We start from the raw sequence: 6133 nt of genomic DNA on the forward strand, positions 1-6133 counted from the left end.
GGTGTGGGCCCGCTGTTCAGCTTTCTCTCCAGCTACTGGTGGCTGGTATTTCCGTTCGCCGCGATCGTCGGCGGGTGGGGCAAAGCGGTCGCGGCATACAGCGAGCGACGGCGCCGGGACAAGATCGAACTGGCCCGCATCGAGGCGGAAGCGGCGCAGCGCGCGGTGGCGACCTCGGCGCCGCCGCGGGTGCGGCAACTCGCCAAGACGATGGCCACCCACGACAAGGTGAACGACCGCTGGTTCTCCTACGAGATGGACCTGGCCACGCTGATCGACTTCCCGATGCTGATCGACCTGCGCGAACCGCTCACCGAGGCATTCCACCGGGCCCGGGTTCGTGCCGACACCCTACGTCCCGCCGAACCCGACGACTTCGATGACCCGGCCGACATCGAACGCTACCGGGACGCCGTACGGGAATATGTGGTGTCGTTCGAGGCCGCCGAACGCGAGGCTCGCCGTCGTCGGGACAGCGGCTTCACCGCCGACGAGCGGGAATCGCTGAACCGGGCCCGAAAACTGACCGCCACCGCCTCCGACGAGGGTGCCACTCCGGCCGAACGGCAGGCTGCCTACCGCAAACTCCGCGACGAACTGCGCGGCATCATCGACGTTCCGGGCGCGGCCGGTGAACACATCGAACGGTCGATCGCCCTCGCGATCGAACGCGGCCGGGACTGAGCGGTGTCCTACTGCTATTCGGATTCGATGGCGCCGGCGAACTGACTGTTGTAGAGGCGGTAGTAGGCGCCGCGGGTGGCCAGGAGTTGCTTGTGGGAGCCCTGCTCGACGATGCGGCCGTCTTCCATCACGACGATGATGTCGGCGTCGCGGATCGTCGAAAGGCGGTGGGCGATCACGAAACTGGTGCGGTCGGTACGCAGCCGGGCCATCGCCTTCTGGATGAGCAGTTCGGTTCGGGTGTCGACGGAACTGGTGGCCTCGTCGAGAATCAGGATGGTCGGTTTGGCCAGGAACGCCCGCGCGATCGTGATGAGCTGGCGCTCACCGGCACTCACGCCGCCGCCCTCGTCGTCGAGGACGGTGTCGTAGCCGTCGGGCAGATGCCGCACGAACGCGTCGACGTGACTGAGGGTGGCCGCCGCGATGACCTCCTCGCGGGATGCGGTGGGGTCGCCGTAGGCGATGTTGTCGTAGATGGTGCCGCCGAACAGCCAGGAGTCCTGCAACACCATGCCGGTACGTTCGCGAAGGTCGGCACGCGTCATCAGGCGTGAGTCGAGGCCGTCGACGCTGATGGTGCCGGTGTCGACGTCGTAGAAGCGCATGATCAGGTTGACCAGCGTGGTCTTGCCCGCGCCGGTGGGTCCGACGATCGCGACCATCTGCCCCGGCCGCGCCACCAGCGAAAGGTCCTCGATGAGCGGCTTTTCCACGGCGTACCGGAACGAGACATCGTTGAATTCGATGAGCCCGTGATCATCGAGAGGGGACCGTGGCTGCACGGGATCGGGGGATTCCTCGGCGGCGTCGAGAATGTCGAAGATGCGTTCGGCAGAGGCCACCCCGCTCTGCAGCAGATTGACCATCGACCCGATCTGGGTGAGCGGCTGGGAGAACTGCCGCGAATACTGGATGAACGCCTGCACCTCACCAAGACTCAGCGAACCCGACGCCACCCGCAGACCGCCGACGACCGCAACCGCCACATAGTTCAGGTTGCCCAGGAACATGATCACCGGCATGGTGACACCGGAGATGAACTGGGCCCGCCAACTCGATTCGTACAGTTTCTGATTTCGTTCGTCGAAGACCTGCTCCACCTCACGCTGGCGGCCGAACGCCTTGACCAGTTCGTGGCCGGTGAACGCCTCCTCCACTTGCGCGTTCAGCTTGCCCGTCGAACTCCACTGCGAAATGAAATGCGGCTTGGACCTTTTCGCGATGATCGCGGTCGCGCCGATAGCCAAGGGCACCGTCACGATCGCGATGAGCGCCAGCAGCGGGGAGATGACCACCATCATCACGAGCAGGGCGATCACCATCAGCACCGAGTTGAGGAGCTGCGAAATGGTCTGCTGCATACTCTGCGACAGATTGTCCAGATCGTTGGTGACGCGGCTGAGTAGATCACCGCGCGGTTGAGAGTCGTAGTAGCGCAATGGTAGTCGATGGATCTTGGCCTCGACGTCGGCGCGCAGGCGCCGGATCGTGGCCACCACGACGATATTGAGCAGATACGACGCCAGCCACGCCAGTGTCATCGATACGACGTACAACGCCAGCACGATCAGCAGGACGCGTCCCACGTCGCCGAAATCGATTCCGGTACCGGGGATCACGTCCATCGACGACACCATGTCGGCGAATGTGTCCTGACCCTTCTCGCGTAGCCCGGCGACCGCCTCGGCCTTGGTCTGCCCGGCAGGCAGGACTTTTCCGATAACGCCGTTGAACACGAGATCGGTGGCGTGCCCGAGTACCCGCGGCGCGATTGACTGCAAGATCACCGACGCGGTCAGCGCCAGCAGGATCGTCGGCATCAGTACCCGGTACTCAGACAACAGCCGCACGATCCGTTTGATCGACGGACCGAACGAGCGCGCCTTGTCGCCGGGCACGTTACCCATTTGCATTCCTGGGCGGGTCATGCGACATCCTCCACGGCGCGTTGGGATTCGGCGATCTCGGCGTACGTGGGGCACGACGCCAGCAATTCGTCGTGGGTGCCGATGCCGGTGATCCGTCCGTGTTCGAGGACGACGATCTGATCGGCTTCGGTGATCGTCGAAATACGTTGCGCCACAACCACAACTGCAGCATCGCGGGTGACCGGGGCCAGTGCCGCACGCAGCCGGGCGTCGGTGGTCAGGTCGAGGGCCGAGAACGAGTCGTCGAACAGGTAGATCGCCGGGCGGCGGATGAGGGCCCGGGCGATCGCCAGTCGCTGCCGTTGACCACCCGAGACGGTGGTGCCGCCCTGCGCGATCGGGGTGTCGATACCCTGCGGCATCGCGGACACGAAATCGGCGGCCTGCGCGATCTGAAGTGCCTCCCAGATCTGTTCGTCCGTGGCGTCGGATTTGCCGTAGCGCAGGTTGCTCGCGACGGTGCCGGAGAACAGATACGGTCGCTGCGGGACCAGCCCGATCACCTCCCGCAGCTTGTCGGGGTCGAGCCGGCGGACATCGGTGCCGCCCACCGACACCGAACCGTCGGTGACATCGATGAGCCGTGGGATCAGGCTGAGCAGGGTGGTCTTGCCCGCGCCGGTGGAGCCGACGATCGCGGTGGTGGTGCCCGGGGTGATCCGGAACGAGATATCGCTCAGCACAGGCGAATCGGCACCCGGATAGCGGAACTCGGCGCCGGAGAACTCCGCTGTCGCCGGGTCCGCGGAAAAGCCGATCGGTGCGTCGGGAGCGTGCACCGACGACTCGGTGTCCAGCACCTCCAGGATGCGTTCGGCGCACACCGCGGCGCGCGGGGCCATCATCGCCAGGAACGAGGCCATCATCACCGACATCATGATCTGCATGACGTACGACATCATCGCCGTCAGCGCCCCGATCTCGAGGTGGCCGTCGTCGACGCGGTGCCCGCCGAACCAGATGATGGCGACAATGGTCACGTTGGAGACCAGCAGGATCACCGGGAACATCAGCGCCATCATCTTGCCGACGCGCAGCGTGGCCGCCGACAGTTCGTCGTTGGCGACGGCGAACCGGTCGGTCTCGTAGCGTTCGCGGACGAACGCCCGCACCACCCGGATGCCGGTGATCTGCTCGCGCAGCACCCGGTTGATGGCATCGAGTTTGTCCTGCATCGCCCGGAAACCCGGCACCATCTTGCTGATCAGCACCGCCATCGCCCCGCCCAGGATGGGCACGGCCACCACCAGCACCCACGCCAGCCCAGAGGCCACGTGCACGCCCATCACGATGCCGCCCACACACATGATGGGCGCCGACACGAGGATCGCCGCGGCCATCACGATCAGCATCTGCACCTGCTGGACGTCGTTGGTGGTGCGGGTGATCAGCGACGGCGCACCGAACCGGCCCACCTCACGCGCCGAGAAGCCGTCGACGGTGTGCAGCAGGTCGTGCCGGATGTCGCGGCCGATGCCGAGCGCGCCACGCGCCCCGAAGAACTGCGCGGCGATCGTCGTGCACACCTGCAACACCGTGACCACGAGCATGACGCCGCCCACCCGCAGGATGTAGCCGGTGTCGCCGTTGGCCACACCACCGTCGATGATGTCGGCGTTGAGCGTGGGCAGATACAGCATCGCGCCCGTCGCGACGAACTGGAACAGCACGACAGCGACGAGGTTGTTGGTGTACGGCGGGAGATAGGTTCGGACGAGTCGGATCAACATGGGCGGCAGACCTGGGGCACCCGACCACGCTAGCAACCGGCTCCGACTCAGTGCGAGTGAATAACGGCGCGAACGGATTTCGCGCCCGAAATGCCGGGCTCGCCGCTACGGGATGGTGAGGGGGATGACGGCCTCGGGAGAGTAGGTCAGGAAGGTGAACGACTCCTGGAAATAGAGGTTCACCGAATCGCCGTCGTGCGAGTCGTAACCGATCGACACGTCCTGGCCGATGGTCAGCTCGAAGTCGCCGCCGCGGGTGCTGATCAGGTACGCGCCCTCGATCGCCGGCGCCCACACGATCTCGCCGTCGAGGATGCGCTGGATGTGCTGGCGGCTCGGGTAACCGTGGTTGGAGGTCTCGGCGACCTGCGAGTACAGGTCGGCCGACAGGGCCAGCGAGTACGGGCCGTCGACCGATTCCAGGCGCAACTGGTTCAGGGCCTGGCTGATCGCCTCCGGGTAGTCGCGGACGTCCTCGGGCAGGGCCATCGCATGCGAGGCAGCCCGGCTGCCGATACCGGTGATGCCGGCCGACTCATAACCTTCGAAGATCGCCCGGTCCTCGGCAAGCGCGAGTTGTGCGGCCGCATCACGCACCGGATCCCAATCTGAATCCTTGGCACCGCGATCGACATTGTCGATGGCCTCGCGCGTCACCGCGAACGGCACCTTCAACTCGACGAGTGGCTGCGTCTGGCGCAGGAAAGCGGAGATGCCGTCGGCGGGGGAGTCGATCTTGGCGCGGCTGCCGAGCGTCACCGACGCGGTGTCCAGACCCAGCGGACCATTCACATCGACCAGACGCCGGCCGGCACTGTTGCGTTTGAACGACCGGGTGGCCTCGTCCTCGATTTCTTGCCACGCGCTTTCGGAAATGGGGGCGAGTTCGCGATGCAGATTGTTCATTGGTTCTCCCTCTCTGGAGTGATGTGGTCAGTCTGTGAGGTGATCAGCGAAGTGAGCCGATGCCCAGTGAGCCGTTGGACGGCCGTGACGGCGGTGTTCGGGGTGCGGTATCGGTATCGGGAAGCGGTGGTGGGGTGTCGAGGAATTCGACGGTCGGTGCGAAGAACTGCGCACCCGTCACCGCGGTGGTGAAATCCAGCAGTCTGTCGTGGTTTCCGGGTGGATCGCCCAGGAACATGTTGCGCAGCATACGTTCTGTGATGTCAGGGGTAGCCGAATAGGCGATGAAGTATGTACCCGACTCGCCGGTTCCCGATACATCTCCGTACGGCATGTTGTCGCGGACGATGTCGAGTTCATTGCCGTCGTCGTCGGTGATCACATTCAGCGCGATATGTGAATTGGTGGGTTTCACATCGTCGGACATCTCGATGTTGTCGGCCTTGGAACGACCGATGGCCGCCTCCTGCTCCTCGGTGCTCAGTGCCCGCCACGCCCCGAAATCGGTGACGTACCGCTGAATCGCGACATAACTGCCGCCCGCGTAACCGTCGTCGTCGGTCGTGGTGATGGTGTCGATAGCGTCTTGTCCCGTCGGATTCTCTGTGCCGTCGACGAAACCGATCAGGTCGCGCAGATCGAAATAGCGGAAACCGTGCACCTCGTCGACGACGGTGATCGCATCGCCCAGAGCTTCGGTGATCAGCCGGCCCACCTCGAAACACTGATCCATCTGGTCGGCCTTGATGTGCAGCAGCAGATCACCCGGCGTGGCGGGGGGGCTGTTCCCCCGGCCCCGCAGCCGGGTGAGCCCCCCCCCCGACCCCCGGGGCCGGGCCGGGGAAAAACCCACCCCCGCGGCCGCGCCCCACCCCCGCCCCG

General features: G+C 65.2%; 5 protein-coding genes. 1 reads left to right on the forward strand and 4 read right to left on the reverse strand.

Annotation, left to right across the window (positions count from 1 at the left end; translation table 11 throughout):
- Positions 1-3 precede the first annotated feature (3 nt).
- On the forward strand, positions 4-684 hold the full coding sequence (locus Q0627_RS04600; protein ID WP_291019136.1) for a hypothetical protein: 681 nt from the start codon (positions 4-6) through the stop codon (positions 682-684).
- A 14-nt stretch (positions 685-698) separates the two neighbouring features.
- Here Q0627_RS04600 and Q0627_RS04605 read toward each other — a convergent pair whose 3' ends face one another.
- From Q0627_RS04605 to Q0627_RS04620, 4 genes are all read right to left on the reverse strand, one after another.
- A complete protein-coding gene (locus Q0627_RS04605) occupies positions 699-2615 on the reverse strand; it encodes an ABC transporter ATP-binding protein (protein ID WP_291019134.1) in 1917 nt (638 codons plus the stop codon).
- Positions 2612-4345 (reverse strand): ABC transporter ATP-binding protein, encoded by a 1734-nt coding sequence (locus Q0627_RS04610; protein WP_291019132.1) that lies wholly within the window; start codon positions 4343-4345, stop codon positions 2612-2614. The genes Q0627_RS04605 and Q0627_RS04610 overlap by 4 nt, the downstream gene beginning before the upstream one ends.
- Positions 4346-4450: 105 nt before the next feature.
- Entirely contained in the window at positions 4451-5251 is an 801-nt protein-coding gene (locus Q0627_RS04615; RefSeq protein ID WP_298807980.1) for a family 1 encapsulin nanocompartment shell protein, read from the reverse strand.
- 43 nt (positions 5252-5294) lie between these two features.
- On the reverse strand, positions 5295-6133 hold an 839-nt coding region (locus Q0627_RS04620), incomplete at its 5' end, for a Dyp-type peroxidase (RefSeq protein WP_298807982.1).

It is taken from the genome of uncultured Gordonia sp. (assembly GCF_937858515.1).
Taxonomy (GTDB): Bacteria; Actinomycetota; Actinomycetes; order Mycobacteriales; family Mycobacteriaceae; genus Gordonia.